Genomic DNA, 25,085 nt, shown 5'->3' on the forward strand with positions numbered 1-25,085 from the left:
GCGCCATGACGAATGATCGACTGGTTCCGGATTGTTGGCTGTCCGACATGGATGGCGTGCTGGTGCGCGAAGGGGAGGCCGTGCCCGGCGCAGCCGAATTCGTGGCCCGGCTGGTGGAGAAGCGCCGCCGCTTCCTGCTGCTGACCAACAATTCCATCTGGACCCCGCGCGATCTTGCCGCCCGGCTGGAGCGATCGGGCCTGCATGTGCCGGAGGAATCGATCTGGACCAGCGCACTCGCCACGGCCGATTTCCTCAGCCAGCAGACGCCGGGCGGCACGGCCTTCGTGATCGGGGAAGCGGGGCTGACCACCGCGCTGCACGATGTGGGATACACGCTCACCGATGTGCGGCCGGATTATGTGGTGGTGGGCGAGTTGCGCAGCTATTCCTTCGAAGCGATCACCAAGGCGATCCGCCTGATCGGCAAGGGATCGCGTTTCATCGCCACCAATCCGGATGTCAGCGGCCCTTCGCCCGACGGGCCGATACCGGCGACCGGCGCGGTGGCCGCGATGATCACCGCCGCAACGGGGGCGAAACCCTATTTCGTGGGCAAGCCCAATCCGATGATGTTCCGTTCGGCCATGAACCGCATTCAGGGGCATGCCCAATCCGCGGTGATGATCGGCGATCGCATGGATACCGACATCGTGGCGGGCATGGAGGCGGGGCTGGAAACGATCTTGGTGCTCACCGGCTCGACCAAGGAAGCGGACATCGCCCGCTTCCCCTATCGCCCAAGCCGCGTGCTCGGCTCCATCGCTGAGGTCGTGGACCTGGTGTAGCGACGGCGCCGAGCCGGGTGGGGTGGGGCGGCGCTCAGGCCGCCACCGCCTCCTTCGCGTCCGCCAGCACCAGGTCGGCGCCTTTTTCCGCGACCATGATCGTGGGGGCATTGGTGTTGCCGCTGGGGATCTTCGGGAAGACCGAAGCGTCGATCACCCGCAGCCCCTCGACGCCGCGCAGCCGCAGCTGCGGATCCAGCGGGAAGCGTTCGTCCCCCATCGCGACCGTGCCCACCGCGTGATACAGCGTGCCGCCGGCGACCTTGGCATATTCCAGCATCTGGTCGTCCGTTTCGCCGAAGGGATCGCCGGGAACCTTCAGATAGCGCGCCAGCGCCGGCTGCTGCCAGATCTTGCGGACGAGCTTGAGCTGATCGACCACGCTCTGCCGGTCGATCGGATCGGACAGATAGTTCGGCACGATCCGCGGCGTTTCCATGCCATCGCGTGACTTGGCGTGAATGGATCCGCGCGATTCCGGCCGCAGCTGGCAGGGGTTGGAGGCCATGCCCGGTTCCTTGTCCAGCCGCAGACCCTGATATTCGTTGAGATAGGCCAGATCCATGCTGGCCGCCATCACGTGGATCTGGATATCGGGGAAGTCCAGCTCCTCCCGGCTCTTGGCGAAGACGCAGCCGTGACCGACCGCGTAGGACAGCAGGCCCTTGCGGCTGACGCCGTATTTGGCGATCTGGCCGAGCAGCTTCACGCCGCGGCTGAGGTGATTGATCGAGTGGGCCTCTTCCTTGAGATAGGCCTGGCAGCCGATCATGAAGTGATCCTGCAGGTTCTCGCCCACCATGGGCGATTCATGCACCACTTCGACGCCCAGTTCCTTCAGCAGGTCGCCCCGGCCCACGCCTGAAATCTCAAGCAGCTTGGGGCTTTCCACCGCGCCTGCCGCCAGGATCACTTCGCGCCGCACCATCACCTTGCGCGTCTCGCCGCCCTGGCGAAATTCCACGCCCACGGCCTTCTTGCCTTCGAACAGGAGGCGGGTGGTCATCGCGCGGGTTTCCACCAGCAGGTTTTCCCGCCCCATGGCCGGGTGGAGGTAGGCAACGGCGGCGGAATGGCGGCGGCCGTTCTTGGCGGTCATCTGGAAGAAACTGACGCCTTCCTGGTTCCCGTCGTTCAGATCTTCCTTGTAGGGAATGCCCGCTTCCACGCAGGCTTCCACCAGCGCCGCGCTGACCGGATGCTGTTCGGGAAAGTCCGAGACATTGAGCGGACCGCCCACGCCGTGGAATTCGTTCTCCCCCCGCTCCTGATTCTGGCTCTTGCGGAAATAGGGGAGCACATCGTCCCAGCTCCAGCCGCGGGCGCCCATCTGGGCCCAGCCGTCATAATCCGCCGATTGCCCGCGGACATACAGCAGGCCGTTGATGGAGCTCGACCCGCCCAGCACCTTGCCCTTGGGCCATTTGTGCTTGCGGTTGCCCGACCCCTCGTCGACCTCCGTCTCGTAAAGCCAGTTGACCTTCGGGTCGTTCAGCGTCTTGCCGAAGCCGATGGGGGTGTGGATCATCACGTTGGACATGAACTGGCTGGGTTCGCGCAGCGGCCGATCGTCCCCGCCTGCTTCCAGCAGCACCACCTTGAATTCGCCGCTGGCCGTCAGCCGGTTTGCCAGCACGCAGCCCGCGCTGCCCGCGCCCACGATGACATAGTCCGCATACAGATCCGCTGCCACTTCTTGCTCCTCTCGTCAGTTCCGCGCACGTCAGGCGCGCGCTTGCTTGCCCAATGCGCCGGGACCATTACCCTGTCCACTTGCATGAAAGCATGGCTGGAGGACGGGACATTGATCAAGCCCAATCTTGAGTTTGTTTACGAGGCGGGCGGCGATCTCGAACCGCCGCGGGAAATCGGCAAGGTGGTGGATGGCACACGGCGCATCATCCCGATCCTGGCCGGGGGATATGTGAAGGGGCCGAAGATCAGCGGCCGGCTGATGGGCAATTCGGCGGACTGGCAGCTCACCCGGCACGACGGGGTGACGGTGGCCGACGCCATCTATGCCATTGAAACCGATGACGGCGCGCTGATCCAGATCCGCAACAAGGGCCTGCGCCATGGCCCGCCGGAGGTGATGGACCGGCTGCGGCGCGGGGAAGAGGTGGACCCGGCCGAATATTATTTCCGCACCGTGCCCGAATTCATCGCGCCCGAAGGGCCGTACGACTGGCTCAACAAGTCGATCTTCGTCTGCTCCGGCGCGCGCTATGCCAGCGGCATCCGCTTGTGGGTGTGGCGCGTCACCTGAGCCGGGGGCATCTGCCGCGATAAACCCTTAATTATCGACTCGCGTCGTATGGCGGTGGAATCGGGGGGATCGCCCGGCTGGTCTCGAGCCGGCCGGCGTTAGCCCCGTGCTGGCTTTGGGGGCGCAGCATCTCGCGCGTGCCTCCGCTGGGAACGGGGGGTAGATGGAACGGCGGATCAGTCCCGAAGAGGCACGCCTCGGCATGTATATCTGCGGCTTCGGCGGATCGTGGTTCGATCACCCGTTCTGGCGCGTGCGCTTCGTGCTGCGCAAGGACAGCGATCTGGAGCGGCTGCAGCAGTCCGGCGTGCCCTATGTGGTGATCGACGATGCGCTGGGGATAGGCCCCGTGGAGCCGGAGCCCGAGGCTGCGCCCTCACCCGCCGCGGCCCGTCCGCCCAGGAAAATGGCAGCGCCGCGCCGCCTTGCCGAACCCGCGCCTCGCCCGGCTCCTGCCGGGGACTATGGCGCCGCGCAACAGGCGGCCGAACGGCGACAGGCGATTGCCCTCGTTTCCCGCTCCAAGAAGGTGATGCGCTATGTCTTCGAAGGCGCGCGGCTGGGCCGGGCGGTGAAGGTGGCGGAGGTGCTGGATGTGGTGGACGACATCACCCGCTCGGTCGAGCGCGCCCCGCGCACGCTGCTTGACGTGATCCGCCTCAAGAACCGGGACGAATATACCTATTTCCACTCGGTGGCGGTGTGCACGCTGATGGTCAATTTCGCCCGCCACCTGGGGCTGGGGGAAGAGGAAACACGCGAGCTGGGGCTGGCGGGCCTACTGCATGACATCGGCAAGATGAGCATTCCCGACGAGGTGCTGAACAAGCCCGACCGCCTGACGGACGAGGAATTCGCCGTGGTGCGGGCGCATCCGGAGCGCGGGTACAAAATGCTGAGCGAGACGCCGGAGGTAAGCGCCGCGGCGCTCGACGTGTGCCGCCACCATCACGAGAAGATGGATGGGCGCGGCTACCCCTATGGCCTCGCGGCGGAGGATATTTCGCGGGCGGCCCGCATGGGGGCAATCTGCGACGTCTATGATGCGCTGACCTCCGACCGGATCTACAAGGCTGCCTGGCATCCGTCGGAGGCGCTGGCGGCGATGTGGGGGTGGGAGGACCAGTTCGACCGCGCACTGCTGTTCGCCTTCATGCAGAGCCTCGCCGTGTTCCCCGAAGGCATGCTGGTGCGGATGCGCAGCAACCGGCTGGCGATCGTGCTGAAGAGCAAGCGACGCAACGCCCGCACCCGCGTACTATGCTTCTACAACACGTGCGAAGGCAGCTTCATCCCCGCCGAGGAAACGGTGCTTGGCCCCGGCCTCGCCAGCGACAGCATCGTCGCCCCCGCCACGCCCGAGGAATGGGGCCTGCGCGACTGGGAAGCGATGGCCGCGCGGCTGCTGGGTAGCGACGCCGTGCCGCTGGTGGCCTGAGCCCGCCTCCGCGATCAGGAAATCCGCACGTCGAGCAGGCTCGGCCCGCTTTGTGCCAGGCTCCAGGAGATGGCGGCGTCGAGATCGTCCACCGTATCCACCCGCCGCGCCGGCACGCCCTGCGCTTCGGCAAGCTGCACGAAGTCCAGCCCGCTGAGATCGCAGCCCGGCACATGGTTCATCCCGAACTCGCCCGCGAAGCCTGTCAATGCGGCATAGGCGGCGTTGTTGAGGATCACGAAGCTGACATTCGCCGCCTCCGCGCGGGCTGAGAACAGTCCCTGGATGGTGTACATCGCCGCCCCGTCGCCCAGCACGGCGATCACCTTGTCCTCCTGGCCCAGCGCCACGCCCACGGCTGCCGGCAGCGAATAGCCCAGGCCGCCGCTGGCGCAGGTGTAGAACCCCCCTTCGCGCGTGATCGGCAGCGTATCGTGCACGGGCCCGCGGGCCGTGGGTGCCTCTTCCACGATCACCGCCTCTGCCGGGCGCAGCGCGGCAAGGCGGGACAGCACATGCGCGGCGGTCATCCCCGGCTCCGGCGTGCGCAGCTGGTGGCTTTCGCCGGCGAAGGCGCGCGCGGCAACCCGCCCGGCGAGCGCGTCGAGCCCCGCCGCGACATCGCCCAGTACGCCATAGCCGCCGGGCAGCGAGGCGAGGTGCTGCGGATCTTCGCTCAGCGCGGCCAGTCGCGCGTGCTCCGGCCAGTGCGGCCCGCTGCCTTCGACATGGTAGGTAAAGACCGGGGCACCGGCGACGAGGATCGCATCATGCGGCGCCAGCAGGCCGCGGATCTTGTCCCGCCATGCGGGGAGGAAGCCGGCGAATTGCGGATGGTTTTCGGGGAAAGCCTCCCGCGCGGCATAGGGCGCGGCCCACACGCTGGCCCCGCAGCGTTCGGCAAGCCGGATGGCGGCGTCCCAGCCGTGGCAATTGGCGACGCCGGTGCCCAGCACCAGCGCCGGACGCTCGGCCCCATCCAGCAGCGCGGCCAGTCGCTCGATCCCCGCAGGGTCGGGATAGGTCCGCAGTGCGAGATCGGGAAGGGCGGGCATTTCGCAATCCCGGTCCCAGTCGTCCACCGGGATGGACACGAACACCGGCCCCATCGGGGGTGTCAGCGCCACGGCGAAGGCGCGGGCGAGGGCCAGCGGCACATCCTCCGCCCGGGCAGGCTCCACGGCGAACTTCACATAGGGGCGGGGGAATTCGGTCGGCCGCTCGGCAAACAGGAAGGGATCATGCGGCAGGATGCTGCGCGCCTGCTGCCCGGCGGTGACCACCACCGGCGCATTGTTCTTGTAGGCGGTGAAGAGGTTGCCCAGCGAATGGCCCGTGCCGGCGGAGCTGTGCAGGTTCACCAGCGCCGGCCGCCCGCTCGCGCGGGCATAACCATCGGCCATGCCCACCACCACGGCCTCGTTCAGCCCCATCACATAGGGGAAGGGCATGGCCTTGAGCATCGGCAGTTCGGTGCTGCCGGGATTGCCGAACAGGCGATCCACGCCGAAATGCTGGAAGACTTTGAAGGCGGCTTCACGGACTGTGGGCATTCAGATGATCTCCCCTCCGGCGCGGGCGCGGTCGAGGATGCTGGCTTCATCCCGGCGCACGCGCGTGAGGATGAACAGCAGGATGACCACGATCAGCGGCGCCACGATGTTGACCGAGATAATCGCCTGCCCCAGGTCGCCCCCGTTGCGATCGGACACGATCCCCACGAAATAGGGGCCGATGCCAAGGCCGAGCAGCGTCATCACGATGGTATAGGTCGAGAAGGTGATGCCCCGCATCCGCGGCAGCACCAGTTCCAGCAATTGGGCGTAGAGCGGCGGCAGCCAGATGGTGAGGATCAGGCTGTAGAAGGTGAAGCGCAGGTAGAAGCTGCCCGCACTTTCGGCGCTGAAGGTCCAGATGCCGAGCAGCGGCGACACGCCGAGCGCGAACAGGATCAGCCACACGCGCCCCGAAGCGCCCAGCTTCTTCGTCAGCCAGTCCGTCAGCGGCCCGGCGGCAAGCGGGCCGGCCATGCCCAGCGCGGCAGAGAGCAGGCCGAACTGCAGCCCGGTCTGCGCCATGGAGAGCCCGTATTCCCGCACCAGGAAGGAGGGGGTGAAGCCCATGATGCCGTAGTTGATTGAGGTCTGCAGGCCCCCGACCACCATCAGCAGGACCAGCGAGGGCGACAGCATTACCCGATAGGCGGGCGCATCGGTCAGCTTGAAGGACTGGAACAGGTTGAGGATCACGAACAGGCCGAAGCCGACGACGAACCACTGCAGCACATGCGGATCGAGCGCGAGGCCCAGCGCATGGACCGGCGGCCGCGGTGAATAGCTTTGCGCGACGGCCGTCATCGTCGAACAGAAGGCGAGAATGATCGCGAGGCCGATGAGGTTGATCGCCCACTGCCGCGCGCCAGCCTTGCGGTGCCACAGCATGAACCAGTTGCTGCCCGGCGTCACTGCGCCCAGCACGGCGGCGCTGGCCTTGAAAGGGTGCGGATCGGGGCGGGCGACGATGCCGTCCATCCTGCCGCGGACCGGCTCGCGCATGCGCCAGATCAGCCAAGCCAGCGGCAGCCCCGGAGCGGCGGCGACGAGGAAGGCGAATTGCCAGCCGGAAAAGCCCAGCGGCGCACCGCCTGCGGCGTAGCGCGTGTCCCACCATTGGGCCACGACCCCGCCCAGTGTCATGGAGAGGCCGAGGCCCAGCGATACGGCGATGCCCATCGCGGCCATGGCGGTGCCGCGCCGTTCCCGCGGGAATTCGTCGAAGATGATGCTGTTCGCGGCGGGCTGGGTGGCGCCTTCCCCGATGCCCACGCCCAGGCGCGAGACGGCGAGGAGAGTGAAGCCCGAGGCGAACGCCGCGAGCCCTGCCGCCACCGACCAGGCGGCGAGGCAGACCGCCAGCAGGCGGGTGCGGATCCACCCGTCCACCAGCCGCCCGAGGGGCAGCGAGAACAGCGCGTAGAAGAGGGCGAACACCGTCCCGTAGAGCAGGCCCAGCTCCGCATCGCCGATATTCAAATCGGCACGGATGCTGGGGGCCAGGATCGAGAGGATCTGCCGGTCGAGCAGGCTCATCGCCTGCGCCGCCGAGACCAGGGTCAGGGCATACCACCCCGCCCGCGAGACCCTAGGAACCGATCGCGGACTGTCGTCAGCGGCTGTCGTCGCCATGGTACTTCATTCCCCTCCCAGAGATGCTGCTGCCGAAGGATGCGGTAGCAGCAACGCGGCCCGGCACTTGCGATCCGCAGGGCGGCCGGGGCGGCGGCATCCGCTGCACCGGCGGCCTTTGCCCGCAAGCCGCGCGTGTGTTCCGTCAGCGCAGCGCGCGGGCGATGGTTTCGGCGATGGGCGTGGTCGGCCTTCCGGCGAGCCGGCTCAGATCGCCGCTCTCGTCGTGCAGCGCGCCCTTTGCGGTCAGGGCGCTGGTGCTGGCGAGCATCGCTGCGACGGGCGGCGGCAGGCCGGCACCTTCCAGCACCTTGGCGAATTCGCCCTCGCTCAGATTGCGATATTCGACCGGCTTGCCGGCAAGGCGCGAAACCTCTGCAGCGAATTCCGCCATGGTCCAGCTTTCGTCACCCGCCAGTTCGTAAACATCGCCGCCCTTGCCGCTGACCAGCGCGGCGGCTGCTCCCGCGGCGAAGTCCGCCCGCGCGGCGGAGGAAATCCGGCCTTCGCCGGCCGCACCCAGGATCGCGCCCGTTTCCAGCGCCTGCCCGAGCCCGCCGGTGTAGTTTTCCGAATACCAGCCGTTGCGCAGGATGTCGTAATTCAGCTTGCTTGCAGCCAGCAGCCGTTCGGTGGCCACATGCTCCGGCGCGAGCTGGAGCGGAGAGGCATCACCCTTCAGGATCGAGGTATAGGCGAAATAGGACACGCCGGCCTTTTCCGCTGCGCGGATGACATTGCCGTGCTGGCGCTCCCGCTCTCCAACGGCGTTGCCGGAGATCAGCAGCAGCCGGTCCACGCCCTGCAGGGCGGCATCGAGCGAGGCCGGATCATCATAGTCGGCCTGCCGCAGCTGCACGCCCTTGTCGGCGTAGGTGGACAGCTTGCCGGTGTCGCGCGCGAGGGCGACGACATCGGCAGGCTCCACCTTCAGCAGCAGTTCGTCGAGCACCAGTGTGCCCAGCTTGCCCGTGGCGCCGGTAACGGCATAGGTGGCCATGATCGTCCTCTCTTACAACTTGAACCAGCGCTCGGCATTGGTCTGGAAGAACTTCTTCTTCTGCGAGTCGCTGATGTCCATATCGTCCATCCAGCGTACTTCCTCGGGCAGATACTGATAGGGGTAATCCATCGCATACATTACGCGATCTTCCCCCATCACCTCGATCATTAGCTTGATCGCCGGCTCGAATGCCATGCCGCTGTTGGTGGCGAGCACATTGTTGCGCAGATAATGGAACAGATCGTGCTGCAGCGGCTGCAGGCGCGGATAGCGCTGCGAGCGCACGCCGGCGCGATGCATGTAGTCGTGGCGATAGATCCAGTAGGGGATCGCCTCGCAGCCGTGGCCCAGCATCATCTGCAGGCCGGGATAGCGATCGAACACGCCGGTGGTCAGCATCCGCAGCCCGTGGAAGCTCGTCTCCACGCCGAAGCCGAACACGGCGCCGTCCAGCCCGGCTTCCACCATGCTGCCGATCATGCCGTCGGGCGGACCCTGCGGGTGGATGTAGAGCGGCAGGTCCAGATCGGCGCAGGCGCGCAGGATCGGGTCGAACTGCTCCTCGTCCAGATAGTGGCCATGCGTGTGGCTGTTCACCTGCACGCCGTGGAAGCCCAGTTCTTCCTTGCCGCGGCGCAGTTCCTCCGCCGACCATTCCGGATCCTGCGGCGCGATGGCGATCATGCCGTAGAACCGATCGGGATAGCGCTCGCACGCGTCCTTCAACTGGTTGTTGCTGTTGCGGGCGATGCGCTTCGCTTCCTCGACATCATGCAGCGACTGCACACCGGGGCTGGTCATCGCCAGCACCGCCTTGTCGATGCCGCTGTCGTCCATCGCTTGGATGCGCAGTTCGCCCAGGTCCAGCAGGCGCTCGCGAATGAAGGTCGTGCGTTCGGAAGGGCTGGTGCCATAAAAGCCCCACAGCGACATGGTGCCCTTGTCGGCGCGGCCTTCCTTCACCAGCCGCATGATCGCATCCAGCTGTTCCTGCGTGGCGAAGGCTTCTTCCGTGGCGATGCGCAGATAGCCGCGATCCCCGCCGGTCTTCAGTTCATGTGTCATGCTTGCCTCGATCTTGCTGCGCATCCCTCGCCGGGCTCGGGATGGCGAATGAATTGCTTCGGGTCGGCGGCGCGCGCGGGCCGGGCGGTGCCGGCACGCGCGCCGAACGCCCGACTAGGCTTCGTGGACGGTCTTGGTCACCATGCAGGCGAGTACGCCTTCCGGCCCGTCCTCGCTGCCATGGCCGGACCATTTCACGCCGCCGAAGGGCGCGTCGGCCCCGCCGATCATGTGGCTGTTGATGCCCACCATGCCTGCCTCGATCTCCGTCGCAAGGCGGCGCTGGCGGCCCGCATCGCCGGTCCAGGCGTAGGCGGCAAGACCATAGGGGAGGCGGTTCGCTTCGGCGATCATGTCCTCTTCGCCCTTGAAGGGGTTGATGAGGGCGACGGGGCCGAAGGGCTCCTCGTTCATGATTTCTGCGTCCAGCGGGATTTCAGACAGCACGCTGGGCGCATAGAAGAAGCCGCGATTGCCGATCCGCTCGCCGCCATGGCCCAGCTTGGCGCCGCGGCTCTTCGCGTCGCCGATCAGGCGGTCCATCGCTTCGGGGCGGCGCGGATTGGCCATGGGGCCCATCTGCGTGCCGTCCTCCAGCCCGTCGCCCACCTTCACCTTCCTGGCGCGTTCGATGAAGCCGTCGCGGAACCGTTCGAACACATTCTCTTCGACGATGAAGCGCGTGGGGCTGACGCAGACCTGGCCGCAATTGCGGTATTTGCCGGCAACGGCGGTATCCAGCGCCTTGTCCAGATCGGCATCACCGAACACCAGCACCGGGCCATGCCCGCCCAGTTCCATCGTGGTCCGCTGCATGTTGTCCGCCGCCAGCTTGGCGAGATGCTTGCCCACCGCGGTGGAGCCGGTGAAGCTGAGCTTGCGGATAATCGGGCTGCCGAGCAGGTGGCGGCTCACCTCATCCGGCACGCCGAACACCGCCTGGCCCACTTCCTTGGGCAGGCCCGCGTCGAGCAGGCACTGCAGCACGGCAAGGGCGCTCGCCGGCGTCTCTTCCGCGCATTTGAGGATCACGGAGCAGCCCGCGGCCACCGGCGCACCCAGCTTGCGGCCGGGATTGCCGATCGGGAAGTTCCACGGGGCGAAGGCGGCCACGGGCCCGACCGGCTCGTGCCGCACGGTGGAGCGCATGCCTTCCGGGCGCACCAGCTCGCGGCCGTAGAGGCGGAAGCATTCGCCGGCGTAGAAATTGAACAGGCCGACATTCATCATCACTTCGATGCGGCTTTCGGCCAGCGGCTTGCCCTGTTCCATCGTGGCGATGCGGGCAATGTCCTCCTGCCGTTCCATCATCAGGCGGGCCGCGCCCTGCAGCACGGCTGCGCGCTGCTGCGGGGTGGACTTGCGCCAGATGCGGAAGCCCTTCTCCGCCACTTCGAGCGCACGGTCGAGATCGGCCGCTTCGGCCAGCGGCAGCGCGCCGATCGGTTCGCCGGTTACGGGGTTCACCACATCGAACGTGCGGCGGCCGCCGCCCGATACCTTCTCGCCGTCGATGATCATGTGCAGGCTGGGATATTCGGCCACTCGCGGCTCCTCTGCATGTTGCAACTGCGGGAGCGCGCGTCATGCTCGGCCAGCGCCGCCGGTGCAACACCGGGCCGCACTCGCGGCGAGCCGGACGACTCTCCCATTTCGTATGTTCTGCTTACAATCCTGAAACGGACACGGAAAGCTGTCAACGTTCGCGCGGCCCGATCAGAGCCCTTGCGCCTCCAGCCGCTCCACTTCCTCGCGATAGGGGCGGATGGCGCGCCACATGGAGAAGGTGGCGATCGGCATGAAAACCGCCGCAACGATCAGCAGGGCTTCCCACAATTTGTCGGGATCGCCCACGATCACATCGCTGACCGTGCCGATCACGAAGCTGCCCATGGCGCCGAAGAAGGTGTACATGAAGAGATAGAGCGCCGTCACCTGCCCCCGCATGGCATTGGGCGCGATGCGCTGGATCGCTGCATTCTGCGCCGGCGCACCGGCAAGGCCGAAGAAGGCGGTCATCGCCATGCAGCCCAGCGCCAGTTCGCCGCTCGGCATCAGCGGAGCGGCAATGGCGAACACGGTGGTGCAGGAAAAGATGATCGCCGTGGCGCGGATATTGCCGTCCTTGTGGCGCTTGTTCATCCAGCTGACGAAGATGCCGCCCATCAGCAGGCCCAGCAGGCTTGCCGTCAGCAGGAGCGGGGCGAGCAGATTGCCGATCTCCGCCTCGCTCCAGCCATAGGTGCGCGCCACGAAGGGCACGCGCCAGGCGGGCAGGCCCTGGCTTTCGATGGCCGACATGGCGAGGGCGATGAACAGCGGCCAGTACACCGCGCCGCGCGTGTTTATGGCCTTGAGCGCGTCCAGCCCGGTGAAGGCCAGCAACCGGCGGCCGAGGGGCGCTCCGGCTGGGACCAGCGGCTCTCCCTGCGCCGGATTGCGCCGCGGCGGTTCCTTCACGGTCAGGAACATCAGGGATGCAACCAGCCCGGGCACGCCGATGATGATGAGGATCCACTGCCAGCTGAAGATCGTCAGCCCGGCGAAGCTGCTCGTCGCGGGCAGCGTGTCGGTCCAGGCGATCATCCGCCCGCCGCCCCAGGTGCCGAGCGCATTGGCCAGGGTATAGGACAGCTGCATCAGCGCGAAGACCAGCGGGATGCGCATGGGGCGGAAATAATCCGCCATCATCGAATAGCTGCCCGGCCCGTTCGCCGCGCCGCCCGCGCCCACGAACAGGCGCGAGCCGACCAGCTGGCCGAAGCTTTGCGCCAGGCCGCCCAGCGCGGTGATCGTGCCGAGCGTGGCGATGCTGGCCGAGAGCACGAATTTGCGCGGATAGAGATCGACCAGCCGGGCGAGGGGGATGCCGACGAAGACGAAGGCAACGATGCTCGCAGGCCCGAGCACGAAGCCCAGGGCGCTGTCCGACAGGGCGAAGCTGGCCTTGATCCGCTCCGCCAGCATGGCGAACACGGTGGTGTCGAAGAAATTGAGAAAGGTGGAAAAGATGATCACGAACAGCGCGTAGAACCCGGCCTTTTCGCTCGGCCAGGGCGGGGACGCCGCGCCCGCCGCGGGCTCTTCCTGTTCAGCCACGATGGGCTGGGCACTGGGTGCGATCGCCATTCCTCATCCTCCGGGCAACCCGCTCCGAGGTGGGCTGCAGCTTCTTTCCACTTGCCCGCATTTGTAGGTGGTGCCTAGTAGGAGGCGAAATAGAAAAATTGTCGCATTCCGTCGTAAAACGGCGGGTCGGACGGGAGAAGACGAGACAATGCTTGGCAATCGTTGCGGGCGCGCTTCGGGCACGGCCCGACCCCACCAATCCGTCTTTCGCTTCCGCCGGGCCATCGCCGCCGCGGCGTTTTCCCTTTGCATCACAGGAGTTTCAGCCATGCCCGCAGCGGCCAGCCCCCAGGACTACAGCGACAGCTATGCGCGGGACCGTGCCGAGATCGAAGATCTCATGGCGCGCTATCTCTTCGCGATGGATTATAACGACATGGATGCCTATGTCGCGACCTTCACCGAGGATGGCGAGCTGGAATTCGCCAGCGGCACGGCGAAGGGGCGGGCCGATATCCGCAAGACGGCGCAGGCGTTCAAGGATCGCATCGGCAGCGTCTACAAGGATGTGGACGGCAATCCGGCGGTGCTGCGCCATGTGCTGGCGCATACGGTGATCCGGGTGGAGGGCGATCGCGCCTGGGCACGCGCCTTCTGGTATGAAATGGCCAATGACGGGCCGCGGAACGCATCCGGCCGCCTGACGCCGCAGATCGGCACCTTCGGCATCTACGAGGATGAGCTGGAGAGGGTGGACGGCCACTGGCTATTCTCCAAGCGGCGCATTCTCAACGAATTCCTGCCCGGCCGCGATTCAGGCTCGGTCAATCCGGTGCAGCAGATGGATGCCGCGGCTGCCGCCACGAAGTAGCGCCGCCGCCAGCGGGAGAAATACGCCATGAAGGATTTCGCGGGCCGTACCGCATTCGTGACCGGCGGCGCCAACGGTGTCGGTATCGGCATCGTGCGCAACCTGCTGAACGCGGGTTGCAAGGTCGCCATCGCCGACATTCGCCAGGATGCAATCGATCGCGCACTCGCCTCGCTCGACAATCGCGAGGTCATGGGAATCCGGCTGGATGTGTCGAGCCGGGAAGGTTTCCGTGAGGCGGCCGATCGGGCCGAGGCGGAACTCGGGCCGGTCAGCCTGCTGTTCAACAACGCCGGCGTGAACCTTTTCCAGTCGATCGAGGATTCGTCTTACGACGATTGGGACTGGCTGCTGGGCGTGAACCTCCACGGCGTGATCAACGGCGTGATGACCTTCGCCCCGCGGATGAAGCAGCGGGTGCTGGCGGGGGAGCAGACGGGCGGACACATTACCAACACCGCCAGCATGGCGAGCTTCGTGGCCGGCGGCATTCCCGGCATCTACAACACCACCAAATTCGCCGTGCGCGGCCTGTCCTACTCGCTGCGCCATTCGATGTGCGACTATGGTATAGGCGTTTCCGTGGTGCATCCGGGGCTGGTGAAGAGCTACATCTACGCCAGCGACGATGTCCGGCCGGACGAGCTCAAGCGCGAGATGAAGCCGGTGGATACAGATCATGTGAAGCGCCTGGAGGGCGTGCACGAATTCGGCATGGAGCCCGACGTGATCGGGGAGCGCATCCTCGACGGCATTCGCGAGAACCGCGCCAACATCTTCACCCATCCTGACCACAAGGAGGAGGTGCGCGAGCTGTTCGACGAGATCCTGAGCGATTATCGCGACTATCCTCCGGATGCCGGGTTCGACCAGCGTGTGGGGTTCGAGAAGATGCGGCAGGAAAAGTTCAGCGAGACGCGGCGCAAGGCGCGCGATCTCGCCCGATAGGCTGCCGCCGGCGGTCCCTGTCCGCCGCCTGTAGACGCGACTCGCGCGGTGCGGCATGGGGACGGATCACATGTGGCAGCTCCATACTTTTTCCCTTTGTCCGTTCAGCCGCAAGGTTCGTCTCGCCCTCAGCGAAAAGGGCGTGGGCTATGAGCTTGTGCGGGAATATCCCTGGGATCCGAGCGAAGGCTTCTTCACGCTGAATCCGGGTGGACGGGTTCCGGTGCTGCGGCTCGACGAGAAGAAGCTCGTGCTGATCGACAGCCAGGCGATCTGCGAATATTTCGAAGAGACGGTGGATCGCAGCCCGCTGATCCTGGGCACGGCCGCCGGCCGGGCGGAGATCCGCCGCCTCACCGCGATGTTCGACGAACAGTTCTTCGCCGATGTCACCGGGCCGCTGATGGTCGAAAAGATGAAGAAGCGGCTGGTGCTGCGGCAGCCGCCGGATTCACAGGCGCTGCGGCTGGCCATGCGGCTGGCGCATGAGCATCTCGATTATATCGACTGGCTGACGGACACCCGCCGCTGGCTGGCCGGCGCGCAGCTGAGCCTGGCCGATTTCGCCGCGGCGGCGCAGATCTCCGTCGCCGATTATCTCGGCGGGATCGACTGGTCGGGCCATGAGGGCGCACACAGCTGGTACCGCGTGATGAAAAGCCGCCCCAGCTTCCGGCCGCTGCTGACGGAGAAGATGGAAGGCATCCCCCCGCCGCGCCATTATGCCGATGTGAACGCCTGACGCGCGCAGGCTGCGCGGCGTCAGACCAGCGCGTAATAACGCAGCAGATTGCCGTCGCTGCGCCGCTCGCCCACGCCGATGAAGACGTGCTTGGTCAGCCAGTCATGCTTGCCCACGGGGCATTCGAAGGTGGGATTGCCGCGCAGGTAATAGTCTTCATGCGGAACCGGCTCCCCACCGTTGAAGGCCCAGTCGCGCAGGCGCGCCATCGTGTCCGGCTTGCGCCCCCACAGGAAACCCTTGTTGTTGAGCAGGATGATCGTGCCGTCCTCCTCCTCCAGCAGATAGCGCGCATCGAAGCAGGCAACGTCGTCGGGGCGAAAATAGGCATAGTCCCCGCCCGATCCGGGCACGGCCCGCCCGCGGATGTTCGGCCCTTCGAAATGCCCGCCCTGCACCAGCACGGCGGAACGCATGCCGCCATTGGGATGCGGGGCGATGGTGAACACCTCGGGAAAGGTCAGCCGCACTTCCATCGCGAATTCCATCCGCGGATTGTCCAGCGTGGAGAAGGGCGGCGCGAAGGGGGTGGTGTCGGAGAATTGCATGGGTGCGGTTCCTTTCAACGAAGTTCCAGCAGGCCGCCATCGACGAACAGATTGGCGGCCGTGATGAAGGACGCGTCCTCGCTCGCCAGGAACAGCACGGCCTTTGCCACTTCGTCGCTTTCGCCCATGCGGTGCATGGGGATGCTCTCGATCATGCGTTGCTTGAGGGTGGCGACATCGGCATCGCTCATGCCCGGATTGCGATGGAGCAGCGGCGTGTCGATCGGGCCGGGGCTGACCATGTTGAGGCGGATCCCTTCGCCCACCAGCTCCGCGGCGAACACCTTCATCGCCGCGTAGAGCCCGCCCTTGGCTGCGGCATACACGCCATTGCCCGGCAGCGCGCCATGCGCGCCGATGGAGCCGGTGACCACGATCGCGCCGCCTTTGCTTATGATCCGCACCGCCTTCTGCAGCGCGAAGACGCAACCCTTGAGGTTGATCGAATGGGTCTGGTCCCAGCTTTCCGGCGTGATCGCGCGCAGGGGGGCGAAACCGCCGACGCCGGCGTTGATATAGAGCACGTCGATGCGGCCATCTTCCGCCTCGATCGCGGAGACCACCGCTTCGCTCGAGGCGATATCGGCGATGTCCGCGCGGTAGCCCCGGCTGCCGGGAATCGCGGCCACGGCTTCATCGATGGTCTGCTGGTTGCGCCCGGTCAGATGGACCTTGGCCCCTTCCGCCGCCAGCGCCTTCGCCGTTGCCAGCCCCATGCCGCTGTTGCCGCCCATCACGAGCGCCACCTTGTCCTTGAAACGCATTGTCATCCCCTTTTCTGGCGGCAACGTGCGATCAGAACGGCGAGTTCGGATTGGGCCCGCCCTCGATCACATCCTGCATCACATCCCAATGTTCCACGATCCGGCCGTGCTCGATCCGGAAGATGTCGATCACGGCCCAGCCGAGGTCGCCCGGCCAGCGGCGGACATGGTAATGCACGGTGACGTGATCGCCATCCACGAAGGCGCGCTTCACATCATGCACCGCCTCCGGCGTCTGTTCGCGGATCATGTCGAGGAAGGCCTTGAGCGGTTCGCGCCCCGGCTCCACCGACTGGTTGTGCTGGATGTAGTCCGCCGCGATGAAGCGATCGACGGCGCCGGAATCCATCGGGTTCAGCACGTCGGAAAACAGGCCCATCACCAGATCGAGATTGGCCTGCTCCTCCGCCGTCCGGCTCATGCCGCGACGCTTTCGGTCAGCTCCGCCCGCGGCAGGCTGCGCCCGCGGATCAGGTCCGCCGCCTTCTCCCCCACCATGAAGGCGGGGAGATTGGTGTTGCCACCCGGCACGGTGGGCATGACCGAACAATCCGCCACGCGCAGGCCCGCCACCCCGATCACCCGCAACTCGCTATCCACCACGGAGCGTTCGCCCATGCCCATCGCACAGGTACTGGTGGGGTGCTGGGCGACATAGCAGGACGCGCGGATGAAGGCGTCCAGATCCTCGTCGCTCTCCACCTGTGCGCCGGGCGTCCGTTCGGAGGCGATCATGTCGGCCATGGGCGGCGTGTTGTAGATGCGGCGGGTGGTGCGGAAGGCGCGGCGCATCTGTTCCCGATCCGCCTCTTCCGCCAGGGTGTTGAGCGTGACGGAGGCGACATCGCGCGGGTCCGGGCTCTTCAGCTGCACCCAGCCGCGGCTTTCCGGGTGCAGCTGCACCACGCCGGCCCAGAACACATGATCCTGCACCGCCCTGATACCCGGGAACCACGGCGCGGCATCGAAGCGGATGGGATTGACCATGATCTGCAGATCCGGCCGGTCGAGATGCGGCGCGGTGCGGATCACGACATTGCAGCTGTTCACCTGCGTCGCCATCGAACCGGTGCCGGTGAACATCCAGCGCAGCGTGTTGAGCGCGATCCGGTCCCACCGCAGCTGATTGAGGAAGGTCACTGGCTCGGCAGCGTTGAATTCGAGCATCGCGCAGGGATGTTCCTGCAGGTTGCGCCCCACGCCCGGGCTGTCATGCAGCATTTCGATCCCGTGGCTCTTCAGATGCGCCGCCGGGCCGATGCCGCTCAGCATCAGCAGATGGGGCGAATTGTAGCTGCCGCCGGAAAGGATCACCTCGCGCCGGGCGCGCACCACCTGCGGCCCGTCCTCGCCTTCGATCTCCACGCCCACGCAGCGGCGCCCCTCGAACACCACGCGCCGCACCAGCACGCCCGAGCGGACATCGAGATTGCGACGCCCCATCGCGGGCTTGAGATAGGCCGTGGCCCCGCTCACCCGGCGGCCGCGTGCATCCACCGTCTGCTCACCCCGGGCGAAGCCTTCCGGATGGGCGCCGGCGAGATCCTCCGTGGTGGCGAAGCCCGCCGCTTCCGCCGTCTCCATCATCTGCCGGTGCAGCAGGTGCGGCGAATCGATCGGCCGGATCGCCACCGGCCCGGCGCCGCCGTGATAGGTGTCTTCCCCCCGCCAGCTGCTTTCGGACTTGCGGAAATAGGGCAGCACATCGGCATAGGACCAGCCCCGCGCACCCATCTGCGCCCACTGATCGTAATCCGCCGGATGGCCGCGCATGGCGAACATGCCGTTGATCGAGCCGGAGCCGCCCACCACGCGGCCGCGCGGCAGCGGCAGCTGGCGCCCGTCCAGATGCGGTTCGGGCTCGGTCATATAGGCCCAGTTGAAGCGCGGATCGGGCATGGCCTTGAGGAAGGCCAGCGGCATCTTGAGATAGAGATGTTCGTCGCGGCCGCCGGCCTCCAGCACCAGCACGCTGCTGTGCGGATCCTCGCTCAGCCGCGCGGCCACCACGCAGCCGGCGCTGCCCGCCCCGACGACGATATAATCATAGCTTGCTTCGGCCATGGCCTTGCTCTCCCTTGCTGCCTTGCTAACGGTCGTTAGGATTGCTGGCAAGGAGAGGAAGCCGATCATGTCCACCATCACCCGCCCCGCGGACTATGCCCGCTATGCCGAAGCCTTCAACGCGCGCGATTATGATGCGGTGTTCGATTTCTATTCCGACACGCCGCGCATGGCCTTCTTCGGCATAGAGATCACCACCCGTCAGCAATTGCGCGATTTCTACGGCTTCCTGCACCAGTACGTGGCGGAGACGATCACCGTGCAGCGTATCGCGGTGAGCGAAGATCTCTGCGCGGTGGAGGGGCTGATCCGCATCGAAGGCACAGGCGATCTGACGCGGGAGGTGCTGGATGCGCGCGGCATGGGCCAGTTCTTCCCCATCGCCAAAGGGGAAGTGCAGGAAATGCGGCAATATATCCATTATCATCTGGCGGATGGCCGGATAGAAAGCGTGGGCTGTACGCTGGTGCCTGAGGCGCTCTCTTCGCACTTGCGTTAATTTCGCATACATGAAACAAGCATCCTCGTTCGGAGGAGGATGTTGAAGTGATCAAGACCACCCATGTCGGCAGCCTGCCGCGCGGCGAGGAACTCGTGCCCCTGCTGCTGGCGCGCGACAAGGGCGAGGCTTACGACGCCGCCGAGTTCGACGCCAAGGTGCAGGCGGCGGTGGACGAAGCCGTGCGCAAGCAGGTGGAGGCGGGCGTCAGCGTCGTCTCCGATGGCGAGCTCGGCAAGGTCGGCTATTCCACCTATATTATCGAGCGGCTCTCCGGCTTTGGCGGCCACACGCCGCGCAAGCCTGCCATGGATCTGGCGCAGGTGCCGGATCTGGCCAAGAAGCTGTCCCACATCATGGGTGCGCAGGAATTCACCCGGGCGAGCGCCATCGACAAAGTCACGCTGGTCAATCTGGAACCCTGCCACGAGGATATCCGCCGCTTCGCCAAGGCGCTGGAAAAGCACGGGAAGGGCGTGGAAGGCTTCCTGAACTCGGCCAGTCCCGGCCTCATCACGGCGTTCCAGCCGAACCAGTATTATCCCAGCCACGAAGCCTATCTGGCCGACCTTACGGACGCGATGCGGCCGGAATATGAAGCGATCGTGGAGGCCGGCTTCCAGCTGCAGCTCGATTGCCCCGACCTCGCGATGAGCCGCCACACCGGCTACCAGGACATGAGCGAGGAGGAGTTCCTCCGCACCATCTCCGCCAATGTGGAGGCGCTGAACGCCGCCACCGCGAATATCGCGCCGGAAAGGCTGCGCATGCATGTGTGCTGGGGCAATTACGAAGGCCCGCACGATTTCGACATTCCGCTGGAGAAGATCCTCGACATTGTGCTCGCCGCCCGCCCCTCCACGATCCTGTTCGAAAGCGCCAATCCGCGGCACGAGCATGAATGGGTGGTGTGGAAGGAAGCCAAGCTGCCCGACGACAAGATCCTGGCCCCGGGCTTCATCGATTCCTGCTCCAACTACATCGAAACGCCCGAGCTGATCGCCCAGCGGGTGGAGCGCTTCGCGGCATTCGTCGGCAAGGACCGGGTAATCGCCAGCAGCGATTGCGGCTTCGGCACCTTCGCCGGCTATGGCAAGATCGACCCCGCGGTTGCGTGGAAGAAGCTGGCCAATCTGCGCGCGGGCGCGGATATTGCCGAGGCACGGATCGGCTGACCGTGGACAGCGGCGCCGGCATCAGCGGGCATCCCATCCCCGGCCAGTCGAGCCAGGTCAAATCGGCCACGCGCACGCTCGACATCATCGAATATGTCGTGGCGCATGACCGGCCGCTGGTGGCGCAGGAAATCGCCGTGGCACTGGGGATCCCCGTGTCCAGCCTGTCCTACCTGCTGGCCACGCTGGTGGACCGCCACTATCTGGTCCGCGAAGGCCGCCGCTATTCCGCCGGGCCGGGGCTGGAGCGGCTGCAGGCCAAGAGCGGCGGCTTCTCCCTGTCGGAACGCGCCGCGCCGCTGGTGCGAACCCTGCGGGTGCAGCTGAACGAGACGAGCAGCTTCTTCGTGCGCAGCGAATGGGACGTGGAGGCGACCGTCACCGAATCCAGCGAGCAGGCGCTGCGCTATTCGATCGAGACGGGCAAGCGCATCCCGATGCATGTCATGGCCTCGGGCAAGGCACTGCTGGCGGCGATGAGCGACGAGGAACTGGATCGCTATTTCGCCGAGAGCCAGCGGGAGCGGCTGACCCCCTCCACCGTCACCGAGGAGGGGCCGCTGCGCGCGCAGCTCGCCCGCATCCGCAAGGATGGCTTCGCGATGACCGATGAGGAGCGGAGCCTGGGCATCTGCGGCATTGGCCGCGTGGTCACCATCGGCGGCGAGCCGGTGGGGGCGCTGTCGGTGGCCGTGCCCAAGGTTCGCTTCGACGATGCGCTGCGGGAACGTGTCTGCGGGCTGCTGGAACGGACCAGCGGCCTGCTGGAATCGGCGGCCTAGCGGCCCTCCACCGCCGGTTCTTCCGCCGGACCCTGCACAGGCTCCTGGGCGGTCGGGGCGTCATCCGCCGGCGGCGCTGCGGAGAATTGCACCAACGCGCCCGGCGTGAGCGAGTCGGCATCGGCCCGCGTATAGGTCTGTCCCGGGCCCCAGGGGCCGAGCGTGCTCGCCGGATCGCCCCGCACCAGCGGAAGCACCGGAAAGCCGGTGTCGGCATAAATTGCCTCCGCCGTGTCCGTCCCCGCCACATGGATGCGGAATACGTCGGGCAGCGTGTGCGGGCGGGGGTCCGCGAAGGTCAGCTCCAGCCAGCCCCCGGTTTCCTTTGTTGCGGTCGCCTCAATCGGCACGGGCGGGCCGACCAGATCAATAAAGCGCACGCCGTCGCTGGCGAAGCGGCGCGGGCGCAGCCACTGCGCTTTCCAGCTCTCGCCGTCCTTCTCCAGCGCGAAGCCGAAGACGCCGGTGCCCTCCACTTCGAAGATCCACAGGCCTTCAAGCGGATCGCGCGCTTGTGCGGAGAGGGCCGTCGGCACCGAGAGGATCATCGCGAAGGCGAGCAGCAGGCGTTTCAGCATGGTTGCAGACTAACCTCGCCGCGGCGCCGCTGAAAGCGCGATGCGATAAAAAGAAAGGGCGGCCACAGGGCCGCCCTTTCAATCTTCGAAGGTGATCGCCGATCAGGCGTTCACGCCCACGCCCTTCTGGCGCCAGCTGTCCGCATAGGCATCGCGCGCGACTTCCGAATAGGGAACCGGCGAGATGACAGCCTTGATCTCGGTCTGCACATGCGGCTCCACCGTCGGCTTGGAGGTGCCGCCATTCGGCTCGCCCCACACCAGCGTCACGGTCTTGCCCATTTCCACCTTGTCCGGATCGATCATCGCGAGCGAGAGCATCTTGCCCTCGTTCGAGGAGTAGCCGATCCAGGTGGACACGCCGATCACTTCGCCGTCCATCTTCACTTCGTCGAACGGGTGCATGGCATAGACCGCGCTCGGGAATTCGAAGTACTTGGCGCGTTCGCCCTTGGCGAGCACCGAGCTGATGACGCGCATCACGTCTTCATTGTCGAGTGCGAGCGTGACCTTCTGCTTGTGCTTTTCGCCGGCCATCTTCTCGAGCGCCTCGCGGCCCACGAACTCGTGGTCGAACTTCACGATGTGGCCATAACCGATGTCCCACGGCGTGAGGTAATAACCCTCGATGCTGTCGGGAACATAGGAACCGCCGATGGAGCACATGCCGGCATAGGACTTGCCCGAAGCCCAGCTGCGGAAATCCTTCATCATCTGGCTGTCGCCGGTGAAGAAGGCCGGCAGCGGAGAGGGCAGCCAGCCGGATTCCAGCGTGTTGGAGGAATAGGCCCGGCCGCCCACCAGCGTGAGGCCGAAATCCTTGCCCGCTTCGACCAGCGCGGCATGCACCGCATGGTAATCCGCCCAGGGGCCGAACAGTTCGTAACCCGGCTGGCCGGCCATGCCGTGGCGCAGGGCGATCACGTCCTTACCGGCGATGTCGATATGCGCCATGTTGAAGAACTTGAGGTCCGGCGGGGTCTGGCCCATGGCCCGCTCCAGCACCTTCATCGCATTCGGGCCCTGGAGCTGGAAGCGATAGTTCTTGCGCACGCCGTCGCTGCGCATCGCGGTGCGCTCGTCACGCTCCACGGTCACGTCCCACTTGCTGCCGTCGGGCTTGGGATACTGGGCGTGGAATTCCACCCACTCGATCGCGGGCGCACGGCCGACCAGCGAGAACTCGTTCTCGGCCAGGTAGAACAGGATCACGTCGCCGATCACATAGCCGTCCGGCGTCACCGGCACATACTGCTTCGCCTTGTTGACGGTGAAGTTCTTGAAGCTGTTGATGGCGGTGTATTCCAGCAGCTTGAACGCATCGGGGCCGCGCACATACAGCTCGACCATGTGGTAGCTCTGGTTGAACAGCACGGCGCTTTCCGCCCATGCGCGCTGTTCGTTGCGCCAGTTGGAATATTCGGCCGGAACGCCGGGATAGACATTGGGGCCGACCTGCTGGTTGCGCAGGAAATCGACCACATTGTCAACACCGTCCAGCTTCTGCTGCAGGTTTTGTTCACTCATGGCATTACCTCTCCTAGAGGGTTGGGGTTCAATCACTGGCCGGCTGTGAAAGCCAGCTGGCGATGGCGGCGTTCACCGCTTCAGGCTCTTCCAGGGGCAGCATGTGCCCCGCGCCCGGAACGATGACGAGTTCGGAATTAGGGATCGCCGCGGCGATTTCGCGGTGCTGCGCGGGCGGGGCCCAGCCGTCGAGCTCCCCCGTCATCACCAGCGTGGGGCAGGCGATCCGCGGCAGCAGATCCGCCACGTCGGGCCGGCCCACCAGCGCGCGGATATGCCGGTCGAACATGTCCTGCCCGGCGTCCAGCGACATCTGCCGCATCGGCTCGTAAAGTTCTGGCCGGGTGCGATTGGCCTCGGCCACCATGGGCGGCAGCCAGCTGTCCACCAGCGCGGTGAAGCCTTGGTCATAGCCGATCTGGCGCAGCGCCTCGCGCTTGGCGGGCTCCCCCTCCTTCGTCGGATGGGCGCCGGTGGAGGACAGCGCCAGGCGCCGCACGCGATCCGGCGCCAGCCGCACCACCTCCAGCGCGACTCGCCCGCCCATCGAATGGCCGAACAGGTCGAATCGGGTGGCGCCCTGCGCATCCGCTTCCGCCAGGACCACGCGGGCCATGTCTGCCAGGCTGTCCGCCTCGCCATAGCCGTCGATCGCGCGGGAATCGGGGAATGCCGCGAGCTGGGGCGCGAACATGCGCGCATCACAGATCAGCCCGGGACAGAAAAACAGCATCACCCTCACCAGCTTGCTTAGAAATTCGCAGGTATGAAAAATTCGTCTATACGAAGAAATGTGTGTGCGCTAGGGCCTTTCTGAGACGAGCCGGAGGCCCTACAGGCACCTGCGAGAGGAGAGATTCGATGTCTTACGCCGCTATCCATCCCGATTGGGAAAAGCCCCGCAGCAACATGGTCGATGGCTATTCGCTGGAGATGACGGCGAAGGAAATCGAAGGCCTGAGGGAAGCGGCCCCGCTGATCCGGCCGGGCACGCAGATCGCAGTGACCTTCCTTCCCGGCGAGGAGATGGAGCAGCGGGTGGAAGCCGCGGTGCTGGTGCGCCAGCTGGGCTTCGAACCGATCGTCCACCTGTCCGCCCGCCGGCTGACGTCCGAAGCGGAGCTGGACAAGTATCTGGCCGACATCACCGGCAAGGCCGGGGTGAAGCGCGTCTTCATTATCGCCGGCGATCCGCCGGAGCCGGAAGGCCCCTATTCCACCTCGCTGGAAATCATCGAAACGGGCCTGCTCGAAAAGTACGGCATCCAGATCGTGGGCGTGGGCGGCCACCCCGAAGGCCATCCCAACAACAGCAAGGACGAGCTGTGGGACTGGATGGAGCGCAAGCTCGCCGCCGTGCGCGCCCATGGTATGACCCCGCTGATCGTCACTCAGTTCGCCTTCGACGATGATGCGATCGTGGAATGGGTTGGCGAAATGCGCAGCCGCGGCATCGACGTGCCGGTGCGCCTCGGCGTTCCCGGACCGGCCGGCATCAAGCGCCTGCTCGGCTTCGCCAAGCGCTGCGGCGTGGGCGCCAGCGCCAGCGTTATGAAGAAATACGGCATTTCGCTGACCAACCTCATCGGCAGCGCGGGGCCGGACAAGCTGGTCGATTCGCTCGACAAGAAGCTGAGCGATGCCGAACATGGCCGCGTTCGCCTCCACTTCTACCCCTTCGGCGCGCTGACCGCGTCCGCCGAATGGATCAACAAGTACGACGCCAAGCACAGCTGAGCCTGGCGCGGGGCTTCCCGGCACCGGCCCGGCGAG

Annotated in this window: 24 protein-coding genes; 10 read left to right on the top strand and 14 right to left on the bottom strand. The window is 66.0% G+C overall.

Annotated features, from left to right (window positions below; genetic code table 11):
• Positions 1–5 precede the first annotated feature (5 nt).
• Entirely contained in the window at positions 6–788 is a 783-nt protein-coding gene (locus AEB_RS04825; RefSeq protein WP_119082168.1) for an HAD-IIA family hydrolase, read from the top strand.
• 34 nt (positions 789–822) lie between these two features.
• On the opposite strand, the gene AEB_RS04830 is transcribed toward AEB_RS04825, so the two are convergent.
• The gene (locus AEB_RS04830; protein WP_119082169.1) at positions 823–2,481 is read right to left on the bottom strand and encodes a GMC family oxidoreductase; all 1,659 of its coding nucleotides are present in this window, start codon (positions 2,479–2,481) and stop codon (positions 823–825) included.
• Between the two features lie 111 nt (positions 2,482–2,592).
• On the opposite strand from AEB_RS04830, the gene AEB_RS04835 reads away from it, so the two are divergent.
• On the top strand, positions 2,593–3,054 hold the full coding sequence (locus AEB_RS04835) for a DUF3237 domain-containing protein (RefSeq protein ID WP_231958912.1): 462 nt from the start codon (positions 2,593–2,595) through the stop codon (positions 3,052–3,054).
• Between the two features lie 163 nt (positions 3,055–3,217).
• A complete protein-coding gene (locus tag AEB_RS04840) occupies positions 3,218–4,492 on the top strand; it encodes an HD-GYP domain-containing protein (RefSeq protein ID WP_119082171.1) in 1,275 nt (424 codons plus the stop codon).
• A 14-nt stretch (positions 4,493–4,506) separates the two neighbouring features.
• Here AEB_RS04840 and mdlC read toward each other — a convergent pair whose 3' ends face one another.
• The 6 genes from mdlC to AEB_RS04870 form a co-directional block, all read right to left on the bottom strand.
• Positions 4,507–6,045 carry a benzoylformate decarboxylase gene (gene mdlC, locus AEB_RS04845; RefSeq protein WP_119082172.1) on the bottom strand — a complete coding sequence of 513 codons (1,539 nt, stop codon included), beginning with the start codon at positions 6,043–6,045 and terminating at the stop codon, positions 4,507–4,509.
• On the bottom strand, positions 6,046–7,677 hold the full coding sequence (locus AEB_RS04850) for an MFS transporter (RefSeq protein WP_119082173.1): 1,632 nt from the start codon (positions 7,675–7,677) through the stop codon (positions 6,046–6,048).
• 145 nt (positions 7,678–7,822) lie between these two features.
• Positions 7,823–8,677, bottom strand: coding sequence for an SDR family oxidoreductase (locus AEB_RS04855; protein WP_119082174.1), 855 nt, complete (start codon positions 8,675–8,677; stop codon positions 7,823–7,825).
• Positions 8,678–8,689: 12 nt separating this feature from the next.
• On the bottom strand, positions 8,690–9,745 hold the full coding sequence (locus AEB_RS04860) for an amidohydrolase family protein (protein ID WP_119084464.1): 1,056 nt from the start codon (positions 9,743–9,745) through the stop codon (positions 8,690–8,692).
• Positions 9,746–9,859: 114 nt separating this feature from the next.
• A complete protein-coding gene (locus tag AEB_RS04865) occupies positions 9,860–11,290 on the bottom strand; it encodes an NAD-dependent succinate-semialdehyde dehydrogenase (protein ID WP_172593005.1) in 1,431 nt (476 codons plus the stop codon).
• A 171-nt stretch (positions 11,291–11,461) separates the two neighbouring features.
• Positions 11,462–12,874, bottom strand: a complete 1,413-nt coding sequence (locus tag AEB_RS04870) for an MFS transporter (RefSeq protein WP_119082175.1) — start codon at positions 12,872–12,874, stop codon at positions 11,462–11,464.
• Positions 12,875–13,142: 268 nt separating this feature from the next.
• Here AEB_RS04870 and AEB_RS04875 point away from each other — a divergent pair, with 268 nt between their 5' ends.
• From AEB_RS04875 to AEB_RS04885, 3 genes are all read left to right on the top strand, one after another.
• Positions 13,143–13,685, top strand: a complete 543-nt coding sequence (locus AEB_RS04875) for a nuclear transport factor 2 family protein (RefSeq protein WP_172593006.1) — start codon at positions 13,143–13,145, stop codon at positions 13,683–13,685.
• 27 nt (positions 13,686–13,712) lie between these two features.
• Positions 13,713–14,633, top strand: coding sequence for an SDR family NAD(P)-dependent oxidoreductase (locus AEB_RS04880; RefSeq protein ID WP_119082177.1), 921 nt, complete (start codon positions 13,713–13,715; stop codon positions 14,631–14,633).
• Positions 14,634–14,703: 70 nt separating this feature from the next.
• Positions 14,704–15,375, top strand: coding sequence for a glutathione S-transferase family protein (locus AEB_RS04885; protein ID WP_119082178.1), 672 nt, complete (start codon positions 14,704–14,706; stop codon positions 15,373–15,375).
• Positions 15,376–15,395: 20 nt separating this feature from the next.
• Here AEB_RS04885 and AEB_RS04890 read toward each other — a convergent pair whose 3' ends face one another.
• Genes AEB_RS04890 through AEB_RS04905 form a run of 4 tightly spaced genes read right to left on the bottom strand, consistent with a single transcriptional unit; the run spans position 15,396 to position 18,751 of the window.
• Positions 15,396–15,923 (bottom strand): DUF3237 domain-containing protein, encoded by a 528-nt coding sequence (locus tag AEB_RS04890; RefSeq protein WP_119082179.1) that lies wholly within the window; start codon positions 15,921–15,923, stop codon positions 15,396–15,398.
• A gap of 14 nt (positions 15,924–15,937) precedes the next feature.
• Entirely contained in the window at positions 15,938–16,687 is a 750-nt protein-coding gene (locus AEB_RS04895) for an SDR family oxidoreductase (RefSeq protein ID WP_119082180.1), read from the bottom strand.
• A gap of 31 nt (positions 16,688–16,718) precedes the next feature.
• A complete protein-coding gene (locus tag AEB_RS04900) occupies positions 16,719–17,108 on the bottom strand; it encodes a nuclear transport factor 2 family protein (RefSeq protein WP_119082181.1) in 390 nt (129 codons plus the stop codon).
• Positions 17,105–18,751 (bottom strand): GMC family oxidoreductase, encoded by a 1,647-nt coding sequence (locus tag AEB_RS04905; protein WP_172593007.1) that lies wholly within the window; start codon positions 18,749–18,751, stop codon positions 17,105–17,107. Before AEB_RS04905 ends, AEB_RS04900 begins: the two co-directional genes overlap by 4 nt.
• A 67-nt stretch (positions 18,752–18,818) precedes the next feature.
• On the opposite strand from AEB_RS04905, the gene AEB_RS04910 reads away from it, so the two are divergent.
• From AEB_RS04910 to AEB_RS04920, 3 genes are read left to right on the top strand one after another with little or no spacing between them, the layout of a single operon-like run.
• A complete protein-coding gene (locus AEB_RS04910) occupies positions 18,819–19,250 on the top strand; it encodes a nuclear transport factor 2 family protein (protein WP_119082183.1) in 432 nt (143 codons plus the stop codon).
• Positions 19,251–19,297: 47 nt separating this feature from the next.
• Positions 19,298–20,425, top strand: a complete 1,128-nt coding sequence (locus tag AEB_RS04915; protein WP_119082184.1) for a cobalamin-independent methionine synthase II family protein — start codon at positions 19,298–19,300, stop codon at positions 20,423–20,425.
• A 2-nt stretch (positions 20,426–20,427) separates the two neighbouring features.
• A complete protein-coding gene (locus AEB_RS04920) occupies positions 20,428–21,207 on the top strand; it encodes an IclR family transcriptional regulator (protein WP_231958913.1) in 780 nt (259 codons plus the stop codon).
• Here AEB_RS04920 and AEB_RS04925 read toward each other — a convergent pair.
• The 3 genes from AEB_RS04925 to AEB_RS04935 form a co-directional block, all read right to left on the bottom strand.
• Positions 21,204–21,785 (bottom strand): hypothetical protein, encoded by a 582-nt coding sequence (locus AEB_RS04925; protein WP_119082185.1) that lies wholly within the window; start codon positions 21,783–21,785, stop codon positions 21,204–21,206. The two genes, AEB_RS04920 and AEB_RS04925, sit on opposite strands and share 4 nt — an antisense overlap.
• Before the next feature lie 102 nt (positions 21,786–21,887).
• Complete coding sequence (gene desA / locus AEB_RS04930) at positions 21,888–23,312, bottom strand: syringate O-demethylase (protein WP_119082186.1); 1,425 nt, start codon at positions 23,310–23,312, stop codon at positions 21,888–21,890.
• A 28-nt stretch (positions 23,313–23,340) separates the two neighbouring features.
• Positions 23,341–24,006, bottom strand: a complete 666-nt coding sequence (locus AEB_RS04935) for an alpha/beta fold hydrolase (protein ID WP_231958914.1) — start codon at positions 24,004–24,006, stop codon at positions 23,341–23,343.
• Positions 24,007–24,173: 167 nt separating this feature from the next.
• Here AEB_RS04935 and AEB_RS04940 point away from each other — a divergent pair, with 167 nt between their 5' ends.
• The gene (locus tag AEB_RS04940; protein WP_119082188.1) at positions 24,174–25,049 is read left to right on the top strand and encodes a methylenetetrahydrofolate reductase; all 876 of its coding nucleotides are present in this window, start codon (positions 24,174–24,176) and stop codon (positions 25,047–25,049) included.
• The last annotated feature ends 36 nt before the right edge of the window (positions 25,050–25,085 follow it).

This window comes from Altererythrobacter sp. B11, from assembly GCF_003569745.1.
In the GTDB taxonomy this organism is placed as follows: domain Bacteria; phylum Pseudomonadota; class Alphaproteobacteria; order Sphingomonadales; family Sphingomonadaceae; genus Croceibacterium_C.

Bases quoted from the DNA above. Each gene is read 5' to 3' on its own strand.
- AEB_RS04825 (WP_119082168.1), top strand. From the start codon at position 6: ATGACGAATGATCGACTGGTTCCGGATTGTTGGCTGTCCGACATGGAT.
- AEB_RS04840 (WP_119082171.1), top strand. From the start codon at position 3,218: ATGGAACGGCGGATCAGTCCCGAAGAGGCACGCCTCGGCATGTATATC.
- mdlC (WP_119082172.1), bottom strand. From the start codon at position 6,045: ATGCCCACAGTCCGTGAAGCCGCCTTCAAAGTCTTCCAGCATTTCGGC.
- AEB_RS04850 (WP_119082173.1), bottom strand. From the start codon at position 7,677: ATGGCGACGACAGCCGCTGACGACAGTCCGCGATCGGTTCCTAGGGTC.
- AEB_RS04855 (WP_119082174.1), bottom strand. From the start codon at position 8,677: ATGGCCACCTATGCCGTTACCGGCGCCACGGGCAAGCTGGGCACACTG.
- AEB_RS04860 (WP_119084464.1), bottom strand. From the start codon at position 9,745: ATGACACATGAACTGAAGACCGGCGGGGATCGCGGCTATCTGCGCATC.
- AEB_RS04870 (WP_119082175.1), bottom strand. From the start codon at position 12,874: ATGGCGATCGCACCCAGTGCCCAGCCCATCGTGGCTGAACAGGAAGAG.
- AEB_RS04875 (WP_172593006.1), top strand. From the start codon at position 13,143: ATGCCCGCAGCGGCCAGCCCCCAGGACTACAGCGACAGCTATGCGCGG.
- AEB_RS04880 (WP_119082177.1), top strand. From the start codon at position 13,713: ATGAAGGATTTCGCGGGCCGTACCGCATTCGTGACCGGCGGCGCCAAC.
- AEB_RS04885 (WP_119082178.1), top strand. From the start codon at position 14,704: ATGTGGCAGCTCCATACTTTTTCCCTTTGTCCGTTCAGCCGCAAGGTT.
- AEB_RS04890 (WP_119082179.1), bottom strand. From the start codon at position 15,923: ATGCAATTCTCCGACACCACCCCCTTCGCGCCGCCCTTCTCCACGCTG.
- AEB_RS04895 (WP_119082180.1), bottom strand. From the start codon at position 16,687: ATGCGTTTCAAGGACAAGGTGGCGCTCGTGATGGGCGGCAACAGCGGC.
- AEB_RS04900 (WP_119082181.1), bottom strand. From the start codon at position 17,108: ATGAGCCGGACGGCGGAGGAGCAGGCCAATCTCGATCTGGTGATGGGC.
- AEB_RS04905 (WP_172593007.1), bottom strand. From the start codon at position 18,751: ATGGCCGAAGCAAGCTATGATTATATCGTCGTCGGGGCGGGCAGCGCC.
- AEB_RS04910 (WP_119082183.1), top strand. From the start codon at position 18,819: ATGTCCACCATCACCCGCCCCGCGGACTATGCCCGCTATGCCGAAGCC.
- AEB_RS04925 (WP_119082185.1), bottom strand. From the start codon at position 21,785: ATGCTGAAACGCCTGCTGCTCGCCTTCGCGATGATCCTCTCGGTGCCG.
- desA (WP_119082186.1), bottom strand. From the start codon at position 23,312: ATGAGTGAACAAAACCTGCAGCAGAAGCTGGACGGTGTTGACAATGTG.
- AEB_RS04935 (WP_231958914.1), bottom strand. From the start codon at position 24,006: ATGTTCGCGCCCCAGCTCGCGGCATTCCCCGATTCCCGCGCGATCGAC.
- AEB_RS04940 (WP_119082188.1), top strand. From the start codon at position 24,174: ATGTCTTACGCCGCTATCCATCCCGATTGGGAAAAGCCCCGCAGCAAC.